The sequence below is a fragment of the Rhizobium acaciae genome, from assembly GCF_025941625.1.
GTDB classification, from domain to species: domain Bacteria; phylum Pseudomonadota; class Alphaproteobacteria; order Rhizobiales; family Rhizobiaceae; genus Rhizobium; species Rhizobium acaciae.
In genome coordinates this window covers 281,065-298,399 of the sequence record NZ_JAPCZO010000002.1, presented here as the reverse complement: position 1 = coordinate 298,399, position 17,335 = coordinate 281,065, and the positions used below count along the sequence as shown (strand labels likewise).

Sequence of the window (17,335 nt, the reverse complement as noted above, 5' to 3'; positions counted from 1 at the left end):
GCCGCGGCCAACTCCCGTTCAGCCCTTGCGGCGACGAGGCTTTTTCGGCAAGACCGCCGGGACTCAACGGGGAGTATCCGCTTGAAGCATATCCATATCATCGGCATCGGCACGGGCAACCCGGAGCACCTCACCATACAGGCGATCAATGCGATGAACGCGGCCGACGTGGTCTTCCTGCCGGTCAAGGGCGCCGGCAAGGAAGATCTCGCCGAAATCCGGCGGGAGATCTGCGAACGCTATATCACCCGGCCGGCTGGCAGGATTTCAGAGTTCGCGGTGCCGCAACGGCAGACGGCAGACAAGACCTATGTGCAGAGCGTCGACGCCTGGCACGGTGAGATCGCCGGCATCTATGAAGAGCTGATCTCCGGTCTCCCGGAGGAGGGCAGCGGCGCCTTTCTCGTCTGGGGTGATCCCAGTCTCTACGACAGCACGATCCGCATCATCGAACGCGTGCGCCAGGAAGGCAGCCTGGAATTCGATTACAGCGTCATTCCTGGCATCACCAGCATTCAGGCGCTGGCGGCCAGCCACAGAATCCCGATCAACCTCGTCGGCAAACCGATCGAGATCACCACAGGACGCAGGCTGGCGCGGGACGGGCTTCTGACCGACAGCACCATCGTCATGCTCGACGGCGAACAGGCTTTTGCAAAGATCGACGATCCCGATGCCGAGATCTTCTGGGGCGCCTATCTCGGTACCAAGGACGAGATCGTCAGAGCAGGGCGACTTGGCGATATCGCGACCGACATTCTGAGGCTCAGGGCCAAGGCCAGGCAACGGCACGGCTGGATCATGGACATCTATCTCCTGCGCAAGGGACGGGATTTCGAGGAATAGCGGTCCGAAGCCTTTCCATCAGCTTTGCCGGGTCGGCCGCGATCATGTAAGAAATGATCAGAGGATCAAGAATGAGCATTCGGGCCGCAAAGGCGAGCGACAGGACAGGCGAGGCGGATCTGCACGATCGCCCGGCGGTGGAGATGCGTAGGCGCGGCGCCTGCCCCGCCCTTGCCGCGCCCATGCCGACCGGCGACGGTTTGCTGGTCCGGCTGCGGCCGGCCGGTGGCGCGTTGACACTATCACAATTCGCAAGCCTTGCCCGCTCAGCCGCAGCCCATGGAAACGGCATTCTCGAAATCACCGCGCGCGGCAATCTGCAGATCCGAGGCCTTCGGGCTGAGACCGTCGGACAGCTCGCGGCCGATACTGATGCCGCCGGGATCACCGTGCCGGAAGGGCCGGCGATCGAGACATCGCCGCTGCACGGCATCGATCCGGAAGAAGTAAGCGATCCGGCCGCAATGGAAGTGGCCTTGCGCAGCACGCTCCGCGATCAGCTTGCGTCGCCGCGGCTCGCGCCAAAACTCTCGCTTATCATCGATGGCGGTGGAACCTTCGGCTTATCGGCACTTTCCGCCGATATCCGTATCGTCGCGCAATCCCCCGCAGATTGGCTTGTCGCGATCAATGGCGACGGTGAAACTGCAATGCCAATCGCGATCGGTCCTGCAGAGGCTGCCATATCGGCCGTCGGCGAAATCCTGAGCCTGTTGGCGACCCTGGGGCAGGGCAGACGGGCAAGGGATATCGATCCGGCGCTTGTGCGGGCGCGTTTTCCGGCGATGGATGGCATTCGATCCATTGCGTCCCGCGCGGCAGGGATGCCGCTTGCCGGCTCGCACAGACTTGAGGACGGCAAAACCATACTCGGTGTCCGGCCGGAATTCGGGCAGATGAGAGCCTCCGATCTGGTCGCGTTGCTCGATCTGGCAAAGGCCCGTGGCGCAACAGCCATCCGGCTTGCACCCGGTCGCGGTTTCTTCCTCATCGGGCTTTCCGCAGATACACTGCCGGCTATGCAGATCGACGCAGCCGGACATGGCTTCGCCGCACAACCTGGCGAGAACAGCGAGCATATCGCCGCCTGCGCCGGCGCCGGCGCCTGCGGTTCCGCCTTCTACAAGACCAGAACCTTGGCGCGCCGCCTCATTGCCGCGGCACCTGCCCTTTTCGACGGTTCGCTGACGCTGCATCTGTCCGGCTGCGCCAAGGGCTGTGCTCATGCGCGGCCGGCGCTGACCCTGACGGGCTCGGCGGAAAGTTATGGCCTCATCCTCAATGGGCTTGCTGCGGATCAGCCGGACGAACGGATCGCTGGCGGTCGGATCGATTTCGCTATAGAGAGGCTCGCCCGGGCCATCGAAGACAACAAAGACGCTGGCGAATCGACCGCCGCCTGCCTTACACGGCTTGGCGCAACCGGCGTTTCGAAGGCGCTGCGACAGGAATAGGAATGCCAGACTACGATTATATCCGCAGCGGCGATGCGATCTACGAGCGTTCCTTTGCCATTATCCGTGCCGAGGCCGATCTATCGCGCTTCACCGACGATCAAGCCGAAATCGCCGTGCGCATGATCCACGCCTGCGGGCTGGTCGAGGCGGCGGCGCATTTCCGGTTCTCCGCCGATTTCGTCAGCGCTGCGCGCGACGCGCTGAAGGGTGGGGCGCCGATCTTCTGCGACGCGGAAATGGTATCCCAGGGTGTGACCCGGGCGCGGCTGCCGGCGCAGAACGAGGTGATCTGCACGTTGCGCGATCCCGCGACACCCGAGCTTGCGCGCGAGACCGGCAATACGCGCTCGGCCGCCGCCATGCATCTCTGGCTCGATCGGCTCGGCGGCAGCGTTGTCGCGATCGGAAACGCACCGACCGCCCTTTTCCATCTGCTCGAACTCCTGCGCGACGGCGCCCCGAAACCCGCGGCGATCCTCGGCATGCCCGTGGGTTTCGTCGGCGCGGCGGAATCGAAGGATGCATTGGCGGAGAATTCCTACGGCGTCCCCTTTGCCATCGTCCGCGGCCGGCTCGGCGGCAGCGCCATGACGGCAGCCGCCATCAATGCATTGGCGAGGCCAGGCCTATGACGACAAGCGGCCGCCTCATCGGCGTCGGCACGGGTCCCGGCGATCCGGAGCTCCTCACCCTCAAAGCCGTGCGCGCCATCGAAAGCGCTGATGTGATCGCCTATTTCGCCAAGCAGGGCAGGGGCGGCAACGGCAAGGCGATCGTCGAGCCGCTGCTGAAGTCCGGGGTGACGCTGCTGCCGCTCTATTATCCTGTGACGACCGAAATCGACAAGAACGAGGAACGCTATCAGAGGCTGATCACCCAATTCTACGATCTGTCTGCCAAAGCTGTTGCCGGGCATCTCGATGCCGGGCTGACTGTCGCCGTGCTCAGCGAAGGCGATCCGCTCTTCTATGGCTCCTATATGCACCTGCATGTCAGGCTTTCCACACGCTACCCGACGGAAGTGATCCCGGGCATCAGCGCCATGTCGGGCTGCTGGTCGCTGGCGGGCATGCCGATCGTCCAGGGCGACGACGTGCTTACCGTACTGCCCGGTACGATGGCCGAGACCGAGCTGACGCGCCGCCTTGCCGATACGCAAGCCGCCGTCATCATGAAGGTCGGCCGCAATCTGCCGAAGATCCGCCGGGCGCTGGCGGCGGCCGGCCGGCTTTCAGAAGCCGTCTATGTCGAGCGCGGCACCATGGCGAATGCGGCGATGGAAAAGCTTGCCGACAGGACCGACGGCGATGCGCCGTATTTTTCGCTCGTGCTGGTGCCCGGCTGGGAGGGCAGCCGATGAGCGGCAGGCTTTTCGTGATCGGCACCGGTCCCGGCAACCCCGAGCAGATGACGCCGGAAGCTTTGGCCGCTGTCGATGCAGCGACGGATTTCTTCGGCTACGGACCTTATCTCGACAGGCTGCAGCTCCGCCACGATCAGCTGCGGCATGCCTCGGACAATCGCGAGGAGCTCGACAGGGCAGGGGCCGCACTCGCCATGGCAGCAGATGGCGCCAAGGTCTGCGTCGTCTCCGGCGGCGACCCGGGCATCTTTGCCATGGCTGCCGCGGTCTGCGAAGCGATCGAGAACGGGCCGGCCGCGTGGCGCGCGGTCGATCTCACCATCCTGCCCGGCATCACGGCGATGCTGGCCGTGGCGGCAAGAGCAGGCGCCCCGCTTGGCCACGACTTCTGCGCCATATCGCTGTCTGACAATCTAAAGCCTTGGAATATAATAGAAAACCGTCTTGTATTGGCGGCAAAGGCAGGTTTTGTCATCGCCCTCTACAATCCGATCAGCCGGGCGCGGCCCTGGCAGCTCGGCGAAGCCTTCAAGCTGTTGCGTGACCATCTGCCTGCAGCAACACCGGTTATTTTCGGGCGGGCAGCCGGGCGGCCGGACGAACGTATCGCCGTCCAGCAGCTGTCGCAGGCGGATGCGTCGATTGCCGATATGGCGACCTGCATCATCATCGGCTCCGCCGAGACACGCATCGTCACGCGACCAGGCAGACTGGACCTCGTCTATACGCCGCGCTTCATGGCGGGGGGGAACAGGTGATCGATCGCCGCCAGCGCCGCCTCGACAGTGTCGACCGCCTTGACGATCGAGGCCGGTGCGCGCGCCACCATCATCACCTCGATACCGAGCAGGCGGGCTGCCTCGATCTTCGCATAGGTGGCAGCACCGCCGCTGTTCTTGGCGACGATGGCGTCGATGTCGTGCCGCCTCAGCAGATCGCATTCACCGTCCAGCGTGAACGGACCACGCTCGAGGATGTACTCGACATTATCAAGCGCAAGCGCCGGTTCGACGGAATCGACGCTACGGACGAGGTAGTAATGCTGCGGTGCGGCTTCCGCATGATAGGCACCCTGCCGGCCCGTCGCCAGGAAGACATGGCGGGGGAAGGGGCCGAGCGCTTCGATGGCAGCCGGAATGCTCTGCACGCCCCGCCAGCGATCGCCGGCCACGCGTTGCCATTCGGGACGGCGCAGGGCGATCGCGGCAATGCCGGTAGTCTCGGCCGCGAAAGCGGCATTGGCCGAAATGCGCTCGGCGAAGGGGTGCGTGGCGTCGATCAACAGGTCATATCCGCCGGCCCTCAGGAAATCGGCAAGTGCGGCAGCGCCGCCGAAACCGCCGATGCGAACCGGAACAGGCTGCATGGCCGGTTTTTCGGTGCGTCCGGCAAGCGACAACAAAACATCGCAGTCATCCCGCGCCGCCAGCGCCTCGGCCAGCAGCCGCGCCTCGCTGGTGCCGCCAAGGATCAAGATGCGGGGTCGTCCCATGTCTGATGTCGCTCCTGCGTCCGGTCAGCGCTGGCTGACTATTATCGGCATCGGCGAAGATGGTCCAGAAGGGTTGGGCGAGGAGGCAAGGGGGCTGATTGCGACCGCACCTGCCGTCTTCGGCGGCACGCGGCACCACGCGCTTGCTGCCTCGCTGATCACAGGCGAAAAGCTTTCCTGGCAGAGCCCGTTCGAGCGCTCGGTCGAGGCTATCCTAGAAAGGCGCGGCACGCCGGTTGTCGTGCTCGCCTCTGGCGATCCCTTCCTCTATGGCGTCGGCGCAACGCTCTCCCGCCATGTGGCGGCGGAAGAGATGCGCACCATCCCCGCGCCCTCGGCCTTCAGCCTTGCCGCGTCCCGCCTTGGCTGGCCGCTGCAAGACGTCGCGACGATCTCGCTGCATGGAAGACCGATCGACCTGATCCGGCCGCATCTGCATCCCGGACGGCGCATCCTCGCGTTGACCTCGGACGAGAAGGGGCCTGGCGATCTGGCTGCGCTGCTGATTGCTGCTGGCTTCGGTCAGTCGCAACTTACCGTGCTCGAGGCGCTTGGCGGCGCTCGGGAACGACAGAGAACCGTCCTGGCGGCGGATTTCGACCTGCTGGACATCGATCCCCTGAATGTCTGCGCACTCGAAATCGCGGCAGGGGAGGGGGCACGCATTCTGCCTTTTGCCGCAGGAATCGAGGACGAACTGTTCGAGCATGACGGACAGATCACCAAGCGTGAAATCCGGGCGATGACGCTTTCCGCACTCGCGCCGCGTCACGGCGAACTGCTCTGGGATATCGGCGCCGGCTCGGGATCGATCGGCATCGAATGGATGCTCGCCGATCCCAGCCTCAAGGCAATCGCCCTCGAACAATCGCCGGAGCGGGCCGCACGTGTTGCTCGCAATGCATCCGCCTTCGGCGTGCCGCATCTCGCCGTCGTCGAAGGTGCGGCACCCCTCGCACTGAAGGGCCTGCCGGAGCCGGATGTGATCTTCCTCGGCGGTGGCGGCAGCGAGCCGGGTGTTATCGATACTGCGATTGCCGCGCTGAAGCGGGGAGGGCGGCTCGTTGCCAATGCGGTGACGCTGGAAATGGAAGCGGTGCTGCTCGCCGAACATGCAAAACGCGGCGGCTTCCTCACGCGGATCGAAATATCGCGTGCCCAGCCTGTCGGCGGCATGAGCGGCTGGCGGCCGGCAATGCCGGTAACGCAGTGGCGCTGGACGAAAGGATGGACGAGATGACGGTGCATTTCATCGGCGCGGGGCCAGGTGCTGCGGATCTGATCACGGTGCGTGGCCGCGATCTCATCGCCCGATGCCCGGTCTGCCTTTATGCCGGCTCGATCGTCTCGGCTGAACTGCTGCAATATTGTCCGCCGGACGCGCGTATCGTCGATACGGCGCCGATGTCGCTCGACGAGATCGAGGCGGAATATCTTCGCGCTGCTGCGGCCGGCCAGGATGTCGCCCGGCTGCATTCCGGCGATCTCTCGGTCTGGAGTGCGGTGGCCGAACAGGTGCGCCGGCTTCAAAAGCACGGCATCGACTATACGATGACGCCTGGTGTTCCGGCCTTTGCCGCTGCAGCCTCGGCGCTCGGCCGAGAGCTGACGATCCCGGCCGTGGCCCAAAGCCTGGTGCTGACCCGCGTTTCCGGCCGCGCGTCACCGATGCCGAACGACGAGACACTGGCGAAGTTCGGCGCGACGGGCGCCACGCTGGCGATCCATCTGGCCATCCACGCGCTGAAGCAAGTGGTCGAAGAGTTGATGCCGCGTTACGGCGCCGACTGCCCGGTCGCAATCGTCGTCAAGGCCTCCTGGCCGGACGAGCGCATCCTGCGCGGCACGCTCGGCGATATAGAGGCAAAGGTTGCGGCCGAACCGATCGAACGCACGGCGATCATCTTCGTCGGCGCCTCGCTCGCGGCCAAGGATTTTCGCGAAAGCTCGCTCTACGATCCGGCCTATCAGCGCCGGTTCAGAGGCCGGGAATAACTGCAGGCGACTGGGCGGCCTTAAACCCGCGCTGTCAGATACTCCATGCTGGCGCGCAGCGCGCCGGCCGGATCTTTCAGCGCATGCACCTCCGCCGCGAAGGGCTCGAAGGAGAACGGGCCGGTATAGCCCGCCTGCAGCAGCGCCCTGAGCTGCCCGGCATTGTCGAGCAGGTCGTCGGCATTGACCAGGACACGGTGGGAATCGCGCATATCGGCAACGGAAACAGCCGGGTCGTCGACGCCGGAGATGTGCACAAGGCCGGTCAGATCAGGAAAGGTCGCCGCTTCGCCGGCAAGGTGATGGTGGAAGGTGTCGTGGACAAGCCTGAAGGTCGATTCCGCGCCGAGTTCCCTGATTGCTTCGGCCGCCTCGGTCTTCGAGCGCAGCGAGCAGATCTCGAAGCCGAGCGGCTCGACGAGACCGATAATGCCGGCTTCCTCCAGCATCGGCTTCAGCGCAATCAGAGACTGGCGGAGATTGGCCTGCCGTTCGCCCTCGGCGCAGCCGGTGCCGTCGTTCTTCGGAACGAGGACGAGCGCCCTGGCGCCCGACGCGCCGGCATAATCGATCAGCTCCTGCGCTTCGGCGGCCCGGGTCGCATTCCACTCATTGAAGCGCTGCAGGGCGTTGATCGAGATGATTGTCAGACCATGACGGGCGGCCGCTTGCCTGATCACCTCGGGATGGGTGCCGTCAAGGATGGCATTGCCGGAAAGGTCGTTGCGGATCTCGACGGCATCGATGCCGAGCGATCGGGCCAGCGCGAAAAAATCATCAATGGCAAGTGACGGTGCTGCCATATGGTTGAGCGCAAAACGGATCGAAGTCATGATCGGTATCTCCTCCTGATCTCCGCATCAGGGCGGAGCAGTCCTCGTGAATGGGTCAGCGAATCTCTATCGGAATTCGCGCCGCAATCCATCCGTCATCGCCGGCGCCCGCTTTCATTGCTGAGAGAATTTCGAACGGAATGACGGAATTCCATCACGCCTCAGATGTTCTCCGAAATATGGATATCGAAAGGCAGGAAGAGTTGCCCAGGAACAGCCGTTTCGCCGTTTTCGATGGCCCCCGTCATCAGCACCATCAACTCCTTGCAGAGAGCGGGCAGGGGGGTGCCGATCGCCATGGCGACGATATCGTCGGCAAGGCCGGCTTTGCTGTCGGGCGTCAGCTCGTTGACCACCAGGACGATCTTGCCGCCGACGCCTTCTTCGCGGAATGCCGAAATTGCTCCTTCCATGCCGCCGCCGCAGACATAGAGGCCAACGAGATCCGGATGTTTCTGCAGCAGTGTCAACGTCGCCTCATGCGTGATTTCGGCGGTCTCGAGATTGATCAGCGTGTCGACGACATCGAACTCGGGCGCATTCTCGCGAAAATAGGAGCGGAAGCCGATTTCTCTGAGCTCATGGCCGTGAAAGCGGTGGCTGCCGACGAAACAGGCGACCTTGCCGGGCCTGCCGGCCGTCCGTGCAATCGTCCAGGCGGCGGTGCGCCCGACCTTGCGGTTGTTGACGCCGACATAGGCGTCGCGCACGCCCGTGGCGAGATCGGAGAGCAGCGAGAAGACGGGAATGCCGCGCTCCTTCAACTCCTCGACCGCCGTCGTCACTGCCGGATAATCCGGGCCGACGAGTGCAACGGCCTGGTTGCGGGCGCCGAGCGCCTTGATCTTTTCGACGATGGCTGCCGGTGTCGCGGCTGAAGGAAAGTCGATCTGCGTCTGGATGCGCGCGGTCGTGAGCGCCCGTGCCGCGGTTTCGATCTCACGCACGAAGCTCTGATAGAAGGGCTGCATCGGCTTCTGCAGCAGGAAGGCGAGCCTGTATTGCGGCAGATCCTCGAAGACGCGCTGCTTGATCAGCCCGACAGCGTGATAGCCGATCGACTGCGCCGCATCATAGACCCGTCGCGCCGTTTCCTCGCGCACGCGGTGGCGGGCGTTGAGAACGCGGTCGACGGTGGCGACGCTGACGCCCGAGGCGCGGGCAAGATCGGATATGGTGGGACGGCGCATCGGCGTTCCTGATGGATTCAATCATGAATGCAAGCCATTCTTGATGGCTTTTGATAGATTATATCAAGCCTGCATTGAGCGCTTTCCAAAGTCAACCTATTCTCCCAGGCACAGGCAACGGGAGGCGGATAATGGCGACCCAGACGAAGAAACGTGACTACGACCTTCTCGGCGAAAGCGGCCGCACCGCCGTCGAGACGGGGCTTGCGGCAGCCGAATGGTATCACACCGACATTCCGCGCAAGGAGATGAAGGCGCTGATGCAGCGCTCCGACGCGCCGGCGATCCGCGACACGATCATCTGGCTCGGCGCCATGGCAATCTTTGCCGGGCTCGGCATCTATTTCTGGGGCTCGTGGGTGGCCGTGCCCTTCTTCCTCGCCTATGGCGTGCTCTACGGCTCGGCCACCGACAGCCGCTGGCACGAATGCGGTCACGGCACCGCCTTCAAGACGCGCTGGATGAACGATGTCGTCTACCAGATTGCCTGCTTCATGATCATGCGCAATCCGGTGACCTGGCGCTGGAGCCATGCGCGCCACCACACCGATACGGTGATCGTCGGCCGCGATCCCGAGATCGCCGTCATGCGGCCGCCGGATCTCTTCCGGCTGGTGCTTAATTTCTTCGGCATCCTCGATGCCTGGCATGCGATCGTCGATATGTTGCGCAATGCCTTCGGCGTCGTCAGCGCGACGGAAAAGAGTTTCATTCCCGAGATGGAGCAGCCGAAGGCGATCCGCATTGCCCGCATCTGGCTGGCGATCTATCTGGTGACGATCGCAACCGCAATCGCCATGGGCTCGATCCTGCCGCTCGTGCTGGTCGGCCTGCCGCGCCTTTACGGCGCCTGGCACCATGTGCTGACCGGACTGCTGCAGCATGGCGGCCTTGCCGACAATGTCATCGATCATCGGTTGAACAGCCGCACGGTCTATATGAACCCGATCAGCCGCTTCATCTACTGGAACATGAATTATCACGTCGAACATCACATGTTTCCGATGGTGCCCTACCACGCGCTGCCCAAGCTGCACGCGATGATCAAACACGACCTGCCGGCGCCGAACCCGTCGATCTGGTCCGGCTATCGCGAGATGATCCCGGCCTTCCTGCGCCAGCTGCGCAACGAGGATTATTTCCTGAAGCGCGACCTGCCGGCCACCGCGCGGCCCTATCGCGAGGAATTCCACAACGAGCTGGCCCCGGCCGCGCAATAAAGACAATCGAGGGAGGACAAGATGAGCGGAAATTGGATCCAGGTCTGCGACAAGGATGAGATCGACGAAGAGGATGTCATTCGCTTCGATCATGACGGGCGCACATTTGCGGTCTATCGCAGCCCGGACGACGAATTCTTCGCGACCGACGGGCTCTGCACGCATGAACATATCCATCTCGCCGATGGGCTTGTCATGGATGAGATCATCGAATGTCCAAAGCATAATGGCCGCTTCAACTACAAAACGGGCGAAGCCAAGGGTGCGCCGGTCTGCGTCAATCTCAAGACCTATCCTGTCAAGATCGAAGACGGTGCCGTCTTCATCTCGCTGTGAGGGAGGTTGGCGTGGTTCATTTCGTCATCCTGGGTGCGGGCGAATGCGGTGCGCGCGCCGCCTTCGCCTTGCGGGAAAAGGGCTTTGCCGGCGAGATAACGCTAGTTGGCGCCGAGCCACTTCCGCCCTATGAACGGCCGCCGCTTTCGAAGGCCGGCTCCGCCGATGCGAGCGATCCGAAATTCATCGCCGCGGCGGAAAAATATGTCGAAAACGGCATCCGGCTGCTCACTGGCCTGGAGGCCAGGGATTTCGATCCCGCCTCCAGGATCGTCACGCTTTCGGACGGGACGGCGCTCTCCTACGACAAGCTTCTGCTTGCGACGGGTGCGGCCGCGCGTTCGTTCCCCGATGCGCCGCAGGGCAGCCGGTATATTCGCTCGCTGAGGACGCATCACGATGCGGCGGCGCTGCGCGAAGCAATGAAGCCGGGCCGGCATATCGCCATCATCGGTGGCGGCTTCATCGGACTGGAACTTGCGGCAACGGCGCGGCTGCTTGGCGCCGAGGTCACCGTCATCGAAGGGCTGGAACGCGTGCTGAAGCGTGGCGTGCCGGAAGAGATCGCCCATCTGCTCACCGAGCGCCACCGCGCTGAAGGCGTCGATATCCGCTGCGGCGCCTCCATCGAGGCGCTGACCGAAGAAAGCGGCAAAGCCCTGATCCGATTGTCGACCGGAGAGGTGATCGAAGCCGATCTCGTCCTCGTCGGCATCGGCGCACGACCGAATGTCGAGATCGCCGAAAGGGCAAGCCTTGCCATCGACAATGGCATTGCCGTCGACACTTATCTCCGGACTTCAGCACCTGATGTCTTTGCGGCCGGCGATTGCTGCTCCTTTCCGCTGCCGATCTATGGCGGCCGGCGGGTGCGGCTGGAATCCTGGCGCAACGCCCAGGAGCAGGGCACATTGGCCGCGGCCAACATGCTCGGCCTCAACCAAGCCGTTTCATCAGTGCCGTGGTTCTGGTCGGATCAATACGACATGACGCTGCAGATATCAGGCCTTGCCGAAGGGGCTGCCGCGCATCAGCGCCGCGATCTCGGCGCAGGCGCCTTCATTCTTTTCCATCTCGACGCCGACGGACGATTGATCGCCGCAAGCGGCATCGGGCCTGGCAATGCGGTGGCACGCGACATCAGGCTCGCCGAAATGCTGATCGCAGCGCGCGCCCATCCGAACCCGGCAGCACTCGCAGCCAGCGACATCAAGCTGAAATCCCTGCTGGCCGCCTGAGCTGCCCGATATTTTCACCCGATTTTTTCAAAGGAATTGATGATGAAGAAACATAGACGCGCGACCGTCGCCGATCTGCTTGCGGAAAAAGGCAAGCGCCAGCTCACCATGCTGCGCGTCACCTCGCTGGAGGAGGCGGACGCCGCCGAAAAAGCGGGGATCGACATCGTCTCGGTGCCGCCCTCCCTGCTCGGGCCGGTCTTTCGCGAAATCGCCCCCACTCTCTTTGCCATTCCGGGGCTCGAATATGGCGATCATGTCTCGGCCGAGGACTATCTGCGTGCGGCCTTCGCGGCGCTGAAGGCAGGCGGCGATGCGGTCTATTGCGCCGCAAGCCTGCAGACGATCCGGCGCATGCGGGACGAGGGTATCCCGGTCTGCGGCCATCTCGGACTGATCCCTTCGAAGGCGACCTGGACGGGCGGCTTCCGTGCCGTCGGCAAGACGGCGGCGAGTGCGGCCGAAATCTGGCGGCAGACCAAGGCGCTGGAGGAGGCCGGCGCCTTCGCCGCCGAAATCGAAGTCGTGCCGGGGGATGTCGCTGCCGCCATCAGCAGCAACACCTCGATGCTGATGATCTCCATGGGGGCAGGCACCGGCTGCGACGCCCAATATCTCTTCGCCGATGACGTGCTCGGCGCCAATCGCGACCACACTCCACGCCACGCCAAGATCTATCGCGACTTTGCCGCCGAACATGACCGGCTGCAGCGCGAGCGCATCGCCGCCTTCACGGAATTTGCCGAGGATGTCAGGACAGGCGCCTATCCGGAAAAGCGCCATCTCGTCGGTATCGACGACGCGGAACTGGAGATCTTCCTGCAGCGGCTGAAAAGCGAGAGGGGCAATAGCTGAGGGCAAACGCGTTCTATTGCTTCGATGATGTGGGAAGCGCCCCAAAGGCGCTTCCTCTCCATTGGCTTCCGTCCCGGCCTGTGTCAGGAATTATCCGTTCGATTCATTCGGAACGGAGTATTCGGTCTCCTGTGACGATCGGCTTTGCGCATGCGGAATTGATTGCGGTGCTCGTCGCGGTGACGGGGGACGAACCGCGCGTCATGACCATCCGCTCCGGCAATGCGCTGCCGTCGGGACCTTTCGAAATGGGGCATCGCACCCTGCAATCGGGCCTGCGCGAATGGGTGCAGGAGCAGACGGAACATCCCGTCGGCTATCTCGAACAGCTCTATACCTTCGCCGACCGCGACCGGAACAACGATATCCCAGGCGGGCGGACGATCTCGATCAGCTATCTCGGCCTCGTCAACGAGCAGTCGGGCGCCGGCCGGCCGGGATGGCACGGCTGGTACGAATATTTCCCCTGGGAAGACCATCGGCAGGGCCGGCCAGCCGTGCTTGACAAGATCATGGCGCGTCTGAGGAACTGGGCCGATGCAGATCCGGCAAGACGCGACCATCGCCACCGCCGGGCGGATTTCACCTTCGGCCTCGACGGTGGCGGCTGGAACGAGGATCTGGCGTTGCAGCGCTACGAACTGCTTTACGAAGCGCGGCTCGTCGCGGAAGCCGGATGCGACGCGGAGGCCAATCTCGGCCACGCGATGTTTGCCGATCACCGCCGTATTCTCGCCACCGGCATCGCCCGGCTGCGCGCCAAGATCAAATACCGCCCCGTCGTCTTCGAACTGATGCCGGAAAGCTTCACGCTGCTCAGGCTGCAGCGCACCATCGAGGCGCTGGCGGGGCTGACACTGCACAAGCAGAACTTCCGCCGCCTCATCGAACAGCAGGATCTCGTCGAGGAAACCGGCAGAACCGAAAGCGAAACCGGCGGCAGGCCGGCCAAGCTCTTCCGCTTTCGCCATACCGTTCTCGAAGAACGGGCACTGGCAGGAACGAAATTACCGCTCTCCCGCAATTGACATATGCTCACCGTGAGAATATGTCTTGGCCTACGATATGCTCAAAGAGAGCATAATTAGGAGCCGGTCATGAACTATCCTGTTTCCGCATCCTCGCTTTATGAGCGCGTCAGCCGTGTCATTCCCAAAGCCGAATGGATGACGTTCGAAAATGACGTCGACGCGATCCTCGAACTCAAGCGCCGCCGCAACGCCGTCATTCTCGCGCACAACTATCAGACACCGGAGATCTTCCACGGCGTGGCCGATATCGTCGGCGACAGCCTGGCGCTCGCCCGCAAGGCGATCGAGGTCGACGCCGATGTCATCGTGCTTGCCGGCGTCCACTTCATGGCCGAGACCGCCAAGCTGCTGAACCCCGAGAAAACCGTGTTGATCCCGGATCTTGGCGCCGGCTGTTCGCTGGCGGATTCGATCACGCCCGAGGATATCGCCCTGCTGCGCCAGGCCCATCCCGGCGTGCCCATCGTCACTTATGTCAACACCTCGGCCGCAGTGAAGGCTGCCTCCGATATCTGCTGCACCTCGGGCAATGCCAAGCAGGTGGTGGAATCGCTGGGTGTGCCGAAGGTGCTGATGATCCCGGACGAATATCTGGCGCGCAATGTCGCCCGCGAGACTGACGTCGAGATCATCGCCTGGCATGGACACTGCGAGGTGCATGAACTCTTCACCGCCGAGGACGTACGCCAGCTGCGCGAAAACCATCCGGGCGTAACGGTGCTCGCCCATCCAGAATGCCCACCCGAAGTGGTGGCGGAAGCCGATTTCGCCGGCTCGACCGCTGTCATGTCGGACTATGTCGGCAGGCAGAAGCCGGCGCGCGTCGTGCTGCTCACCGAATGCTCGATGAGCGACAATGTCGCCGTGCACCATCCCGATGTCGAGTTCATTCGCCCCTGCAATCTCTGCCCGCATATGAAGCGGATCACGCTGGCCAATATCCGCGCCGCCCTCGAGGAAAATCGCCACGAGGTCACCGTCGATCCGGCAATTGCGGTGGCCGCCCGCCGCGCCGTCGAGAGGATGCTGGCGATATGACCGAGATTCTGGAGCATCTCACTGGACGCACGGTGATCGTCGGCAGCGGGCTTGCGGGGTTGATGACCGCGCTGACACTGGCGCCTGAACCCTCCGTCATCGTCACCCGCGCGGCCCTTGGCGCGGAGACGTCGAGCGCCTGGGCACAGGGCGGCATCGCCGCCAGCATGGGCGCCGACGACAGCGCGGCGCTGCATCTTGCCGATACGCTTGCGGCCGGCGACGGGCTCTGCGATCCCGCGATCGCCGCCGGCATCATTGCCGAGGCGCCAGCGGCGATCGCGGCGCTGGAGCAGGCCGGCGTACGCTTCGACCGAAATGCCGCAGGCGAACTCTCGCTCGGGCTGGAGGCGGCCCATAATCGCCGTCGCATCGTCCATGCCGAAGGCGACGGTTCGGGTGCGGCGATCATCGCCGCGCTGATCGAGGCGGTGATGAAAACGCCAGCTATATCAGTACTCGAAGGCTTCGAAGCGCGGCGGATTCTGATGGACGGCGAACAGGTCGCCGGCCTGCTTTGCGCGACCGCGAACGGGGCCGTCACTTTGCCGACATCGAAGGTGGTGCTCGCCACCGGCGGTGTCGGCGGGCTTTACGACGCGACCACCAATCCGATGGGCAATTTCGGCCAGGGAATCGCGCTTGCGGCAAGAGCCGGTGCCGCGCTCGCCGATATGGAATTCGTCCAGTTCCATCCAACCGCACTCGATTCACGCCGGCGGCCGCTGGCGCTCGTTAGCGAGGCGGTGCGCGGGGAGGGGGCCTTGCTCGTCAACGAGCGCGGCGAACGCTTCATGGCCCGCATATCCGGCGCCGAGCTTGCGCCGCGCGACGTGGTGGCGCGGGCGATCAGCGCCGAAATCGCCCGCGGCGGCCGAGTCTTTCTCGACGCCCGCGCGGCTCTCGGCAGCCGCTTTGCCGCCCGCTTTCCTGTCATCTCGAGCCTTTGCGGCGAGGCCGGCATCGATCCGGCGAAAGACCTCATTCCTGTGCGACCCGCCGTTCACTATCACATGGGCGGCGTGGCCACGGATGCAAATGGCCGCAGCTCTGTTCCCGGTCTCTGGGTCGCGGGAGAGGCGGCCTCGACCGGCCTGCACGGCGCAAACCGGCTTGCCAGCAATTCACTGCTGGAGGCGGCTGTCATGGGCATGCGGGCGGCGCGCGACATATCAGGCGCGCCCGCAAGTGCCACCGGCGCGGTCTTCGCCGAGAGACTGCCGGCGCCGGCCGATGCATCACTCATCCGGCCGATCGTCTCGCGTCATCTCGGCGTGTTGCGCAATGCCGGCGCCATTCAGGGGGCGATCGCCGCCCTGCTGCCGCTTGCCGAAGGCAACGGCCCTGCCGCCGATCCGGCCATCGTCGCGCTGCTGATTGCCGTCTTTGCCAGCCTGCGGATGGAATCGCGCGGCGCCCATGCCCGCGCCGATTTTCCGCTGAAGCTCGCCAATGCCAACCGGCGCCGGATGTGCCTTTCCGACGTTCTGGAGATCGCCCGCGCGACGCCGCCCTATGCCCTTGCAAGGAGTGCCTGAGATGAGCCTCGTTCCCCTTCCGCGCCTGATCGTCGAGCCGCTGGTGCGGGCAGCCCTTCTCGAAGATCTCGGTCTTGCCGGTGACATCACCTCGGCCTCGGTCATCCCTAGGCATCATCGCTCGACGGTGGTGATGGCGGCCCGTCAGCCGGGCGTGATCGCCGGTCTCGATGCCGCCGAACTCGCCTTCACCCTCGTCGATCCCGAGATCGTCATGCGCCGCCATCTTCAGGAAGGCGATGCGGTCAAGCCCGGCGACGTGATCGCTACCATCGAGGGGGCCTCGCGTGGCCTGCTGAGCGGCGAGCGCACCGCGCTGAATTTCCTCGGCCACCTCTCCGGCATTGCGACTGTGACGGCCGAGATTGCCGCCGCCATTCGCGACACCAAGGCCTCCGTTGCCTGCACGCGCAAGACGACGCCGGGGCTGAGGGCGCTGGAGAAATATGCAGTGCGGGCCGGCGGCGGCATGAACCACCGTTTCGCGCTTTATGACGCGGTGCTGATCAAGGATAATCACGTCGCCATCGCCGGCGGCGTCACTGAGGCGATCCGTCGGGCGCGGGCCGGCGTCGGCCATATGGTAAAGATCGAGGTCGAGGTGGACACCCTCGATCAGCTGCGCGAAGCGATGGAGACCGGCGTCGACGCCGTGCTGCTCGACAATATGACGCCGGATCAGCTGCGCGAGGCCGTCGCCATCGTCGCCGGCCGGGCCATCACCGAGGCATCCGGCCGCGTCACGCCGATAACGGCCGCCGCAATCGCCGCTTCCGGTGTCGACCTCATTTCCGTCGGCTGGCTGACGCACAGCGCCCCTGTGCTGGATATCGGGCTTGATTTCGTCGAGGCCGCGACCGCAACGGAAACAAGCCCAAGGCGGATTGCACAGGTGCTGTAATC

At 64.1% G+C, this 17,335-nt stretch carries 18 protein-coding genes; 15 read left to right on the top strand and 3 right to left on the bottom strand.

What is annotated here, in order from left to right; genetic code table 11:
* The first annotated feature begins 81 nt into the window (after positions 1-81).
* The 5 genes from cobF to OLZ32_RS05150 all read left to right on the top strand — a co-directional run bounded on the left by cobF (position 82) and on the right by OLZ32_RS05150 (position 4,424).
* Positions 82-846 (top strand): precorrin-6A synthase (deacetylating), encoded by a 765-nt coding sequence (gene cobF / locus OLZ32_RS05170; RefSeq protein WP_264419910.1) that lies wholly within the window; start codon positions 82-84, stop codon positions 844-846.
* 71 nt (positions 847-917) lie between these two features.
* Positions 918-2,300, top strand: coding sequence for a precorrin-3B synthase (gene cobG, locus OLZ32_RS05165; protein ID WP_264419908.1), 1,383 nt, complete (start codon positions 918-920; stop codon positions 2,298-2,300).
* Positions 2,301-2,302: 2 nt separating this feature from the next.
* Complete coding sequence (locus OLZ32_RS05160; protein WP_264419906.1) at positions 2,303-2,935, top strand: precorrin-8X methylmutase; 633 nt, start codon at positions 2,303-2,305, stop codon at positions 2,933-2,935.
* Positions 2,932-3,663, top strand: a complete 732-nt coding sequence (locus OLZ32_RS05155; RefSeq protein ID WP_264419904.1) for a precorrin-2 C(20)-methyltransferase — start codon at positions 2,932-2,934, stop codon at positions 3,661-3,663. Before OLZ32_RS05160 ends, OLZ32_RS05155 begins: the two co-directional genes overlap by 4 nt.
* Positions 3,660-4,424, top strand: coding sequence for a precorrin-3B C(17)-methyltransferase (locus OLZ32_RS05150; RefSeq protein ID WP_264419902.1), 765 nt, complete (start codon positions 3,660-3,662; stop codon positions 4,422-4,424). Before OLZ32_RS05155 ends, OLZ32_RS05150 begins: the two co-directional genes overlap by 4 nt.
* Here OLZ32_RS05150 and OLZ32_RS05145 read toward each other — a convergent pair.
* Entirely contained in the window at positions 4,388-5,158 is a 771-nt protein-coding gene (locus OLZ32_RS05145; RefSeq protein WP_264419900.1) for a cobalt-precorrin-6A reductase, read from the bottom strand. The genes OLZ32_RS05150 and OLZ32_RS05145 overlap by 37 nt on opposite strands.
* Here OLZ32_RS05145 and cbiE point away from each other — a divergent pair.
* Together cbiE and cobM are read left to right on the top strand one after the other, a co-directional pair.
* On the top strand, positions 5,157-6,398 hold the full coding sequence (cbiE, locus tag OLZ32_RS05140; RefSeq protein WP_264419898.1) for a precorrin-6y C5,15-methyltransferase (decarboxylating) subunit CbiE: 1,242 nt from the start codon (positions 5,157-5,159) through the stop codon (positions 6,396-6,398). The two genes, OLZ32_RS05145 and cbiE, sit on opposite strands and share 2 nt — an antisense overlap.
* On the top strand, positions 6,395-7,153 hold the full coding sequence (cobM, locus tag OLZ32_RS05135) for a precorrin-4 C(11)-methyltransferase (RefSeq protein ID WP_264419896.1): 759 nt from the start codon (positions 6,395-6,397) through the stop codon (positions 7,151-7,153). Before cbiE ends, cobM begins: the two co-directional genes overlap by 4 nt.
* A gap of 20 nt (positions 7,154-7,173) precedes the next feature.
* Here the strand turns inward: cobM and OLZ32_RS05130 are convergent, their stop codons facing one another.
* Together OLZ32_RS05130 and OLZ32_RS05125 are read right to left on the bottom strand one after the other, a co-directional pair.
* Entirely contained in the window at positions 7,174-7,986 is an 813-nt protein-coding gene (locus tag OLZ32_RS05130) for a TIM barrel protein (protein WP_264419894.1), read from the bottom strand.
* Positions 7,987-8,147: 161 nt separating this feature from the next.
* Entirely contained in the window at positions 8,148-9,176 is a 1,029-nt protein-coding gene (locus tag OLZ32_RS05125) for a LacI family DNA-binding transcriptional regulator (protein ID WP_011655346.1), read from the bottom strand.
* Between the two features lie 131 nt (positions 9,177-9,307).
* On the opposite strand from OLZ32_RS05125, the gene OLZ32_RS05120 reads away from it, so the two are divergent.
* The 8 genes from OLZ32_RS05120 (at position 9,308) to nadC (ending at position 17,333) form a co-directional block, all read left to right on the top strand.
* Entirely contained in the window at positions 9,308-10,396 is a 1,089-nt protein-coding gene (locus tag OLZ32_RS05120; protein WP_264419891.1) for a fatty acid desaturase family protein, read from the top strand.
* Positions 10,397-10,417: 21 nt separating this feature from the next.
* Entirely contained in the window at positions 10,418-10,732 is a 315-nt protein-coding gene (locus OLZ32_RS05115; protein ID WP_003548266.1) for a MocE family 2Fe-2S type ferredoxin, read from the top strand.
* Between the two features lie 11 nt (positions 10,733-10,743).
* A complete protein-coding gene (locus OLZ32_RS05110) occupies positions 10,744-11,970 on the top strand; it encodes an NAD(P)/FAD-dependent oxidoreductase (protein ID WP_264419889.1) in 1,227 nt (408 codons plus the stop codon).
* 39 nt (positions 11,971-12,009) lie between these two features.
* Entirely contained in the window at positions 12,010-12,825 is an 816-nt protein-coding gene (locus OLZ32_RS05105; protein WP_264419887.1) for a 3-methyl-2-oxobutanoate hydroxymethyltransferase, read from the top strand.
* A gap of 29 nt (positions 12,826-12,854) precedes the next feature.
* The gene (locus tag OLZ32_RS05100; protein WP_264419885.1) at positions 12,855-13,853 is read left to right on the top strand and encodes an NUDIX hydrolase; all 999 of its coding nucleotides are present in this window, start codon (positions 12,855-12,857) and stop codon (positions 13,851-13,853) included.
* A 69-nt stretch (positions 13,854-13,922) separates the two neighbouring features.
* Positions 13,923-14,894: a quinolinate synthase NadA gene (gene nadA / locus OLZ32_RS05095; RefSeq protein WP_017991961.1), complete on the top strand. Its 972-nt coding sequence runs from the start codon at positions 13,923-13,925 to the stop codon at positions 14,892-14,894.
* The gene (locus tag OLZ32_RS05090; protein ID WP_264419883.1) at positions 14,891-16,432 is read left to right on the top strand and encodes an L-aspartate oxidase; all 1,542 of its coding nucleotides are present in this window, start codon (positions 14,891-14,893) and stop codon (positions 16,430-16,432) included. The genes nadA and OLZ32_RS05090 overlap by 4 nt, the downstream gene beginning before the upstream one ends.
* Positions 16,410-17,333 (top strand): carboxylating nicotinate-nucleotide diphosphorylase, encoded by a 924-nt coding sequence (gene nadC / locus OLZ32_RS05085; RefSeq protein ID WP_264419881.1) that lies wholly within the window; start codon positions 16,410-16,412, stop codon positions 17,331-17,333. The genes OLZ32_RS05090 and nadC overlap by 23 nt, the downstream gene beginning before the upstream one ends.
* Positions 17,334-17,335: the final 2 nt, after the last annotated feature.

Excerpts from the sequence above, each read along its gene's own strand:
- cobG (WP_264419908.1), top strand. The coding sequence starts at position 918 with ATGAGCATTCGGGCCGCAAAGGCGAGCGACAGGACAGGCGAGGCGGAT.
- OLZ32_RS05160 (WP_264419906.1), top strand. The coding sequence starts at position 2,303 with ATGCCAGACTACGATTATATCCGCAGCGGCGATGCGATCTACGAGCGT.
- OLZ32_RS05155 (WP_264419904.1), top strand. The coding sequence starts at position 2,932 with ATGACGACAAGCGGCCGCCTCATCGGCGTCGGCACGGGTCCCGGCGAT.
- OLZ32_RS05150 (WP_264419902.1), top strand. The coding sequence starts at position 3,660 with ATGAGCGGCAGGCTTTTCGTGATCGGCACCGGTCCCGGCAACCCCGAG.
- cbiE (WP_264419898.1), top strand. The coding sequence starts at position 5,157 with ATGTCTGATGTCGCTCCTGCGTCCGGTCAGCGCTGGCTGACTATTATC.
- OLZ32_RS05145 (WP_264419900.1), bottom strand. The coding sequence starts at position 5,158 with ATGGGACGACCCCGCATCTTGATCCTTGGCGGCACCAGCGAGGCGCGG.
- cobM (WP_264419896.1), top strand. The coding sequence starts at position 6,395 with ATGACGGTGCATTTCATCGGCGCGGGGCCAGGTGCTGCGGATCTGATC.
- OLZ32_RS05130 (WP_264419894.1), bottom strand. The coding sequence starts at position 7,986 with ATGACTTCGATCCGTTTTGCGCTCAACCATATGGCAGCACCGTCACTT.
- OLZ32_RS05125 (WP_011655346.1), bottom strand. The coding sequence starts at position 9,176 with ATGCGCCGTCCCACCATATCCGATCTTGCCCGCGCCTCGGGCGTCAGC.
- OLZ32_RS05120 (WP_264419891.1), top strand. The coding sequence starts at position 9,308 with ATGGCGACCCAGACGAAGAAACGTGACTACGACCTTCTCGGCGAAAGC.
- OLZ32_RS05115 (WP_003548266.1), top strand. The coding sequence starts at position 10,418 with ATGAGCGGAAATTGGATCCAGGTCTGCGACAAGGATGAGATCGACGAA.
- OLZ32_RS05105 (WP_264419887.1), top strand. The coding sequence starts at position 12,010 with ATGATGAAGAAACATAGACGCGCGACCGTCGCCGATCTGCTTGCGGAA.
- nadA (WP_017991961.1), top strand. The coding sequence starts at position 13,923 with ATGAACTATCCTGTTTCCGCATCCTCGCTTTATGAGCGCGTCAGCCGT.
- OLZ32_RS05090 (WP_264419883.1), top strand. The coding sequence starts at position 14,891 with ATGACCGAGATTCTGGAGCATCTCACTGGACGCACGGTGATCGTCGGC.
- nadC (WP_264419881.1), top strand. The coding sequence starts at position 16,410 with ATGCCCTTGCAAGGAGTGCCTGAGATGAGCCTCGTTCCCCTTCCGCGC.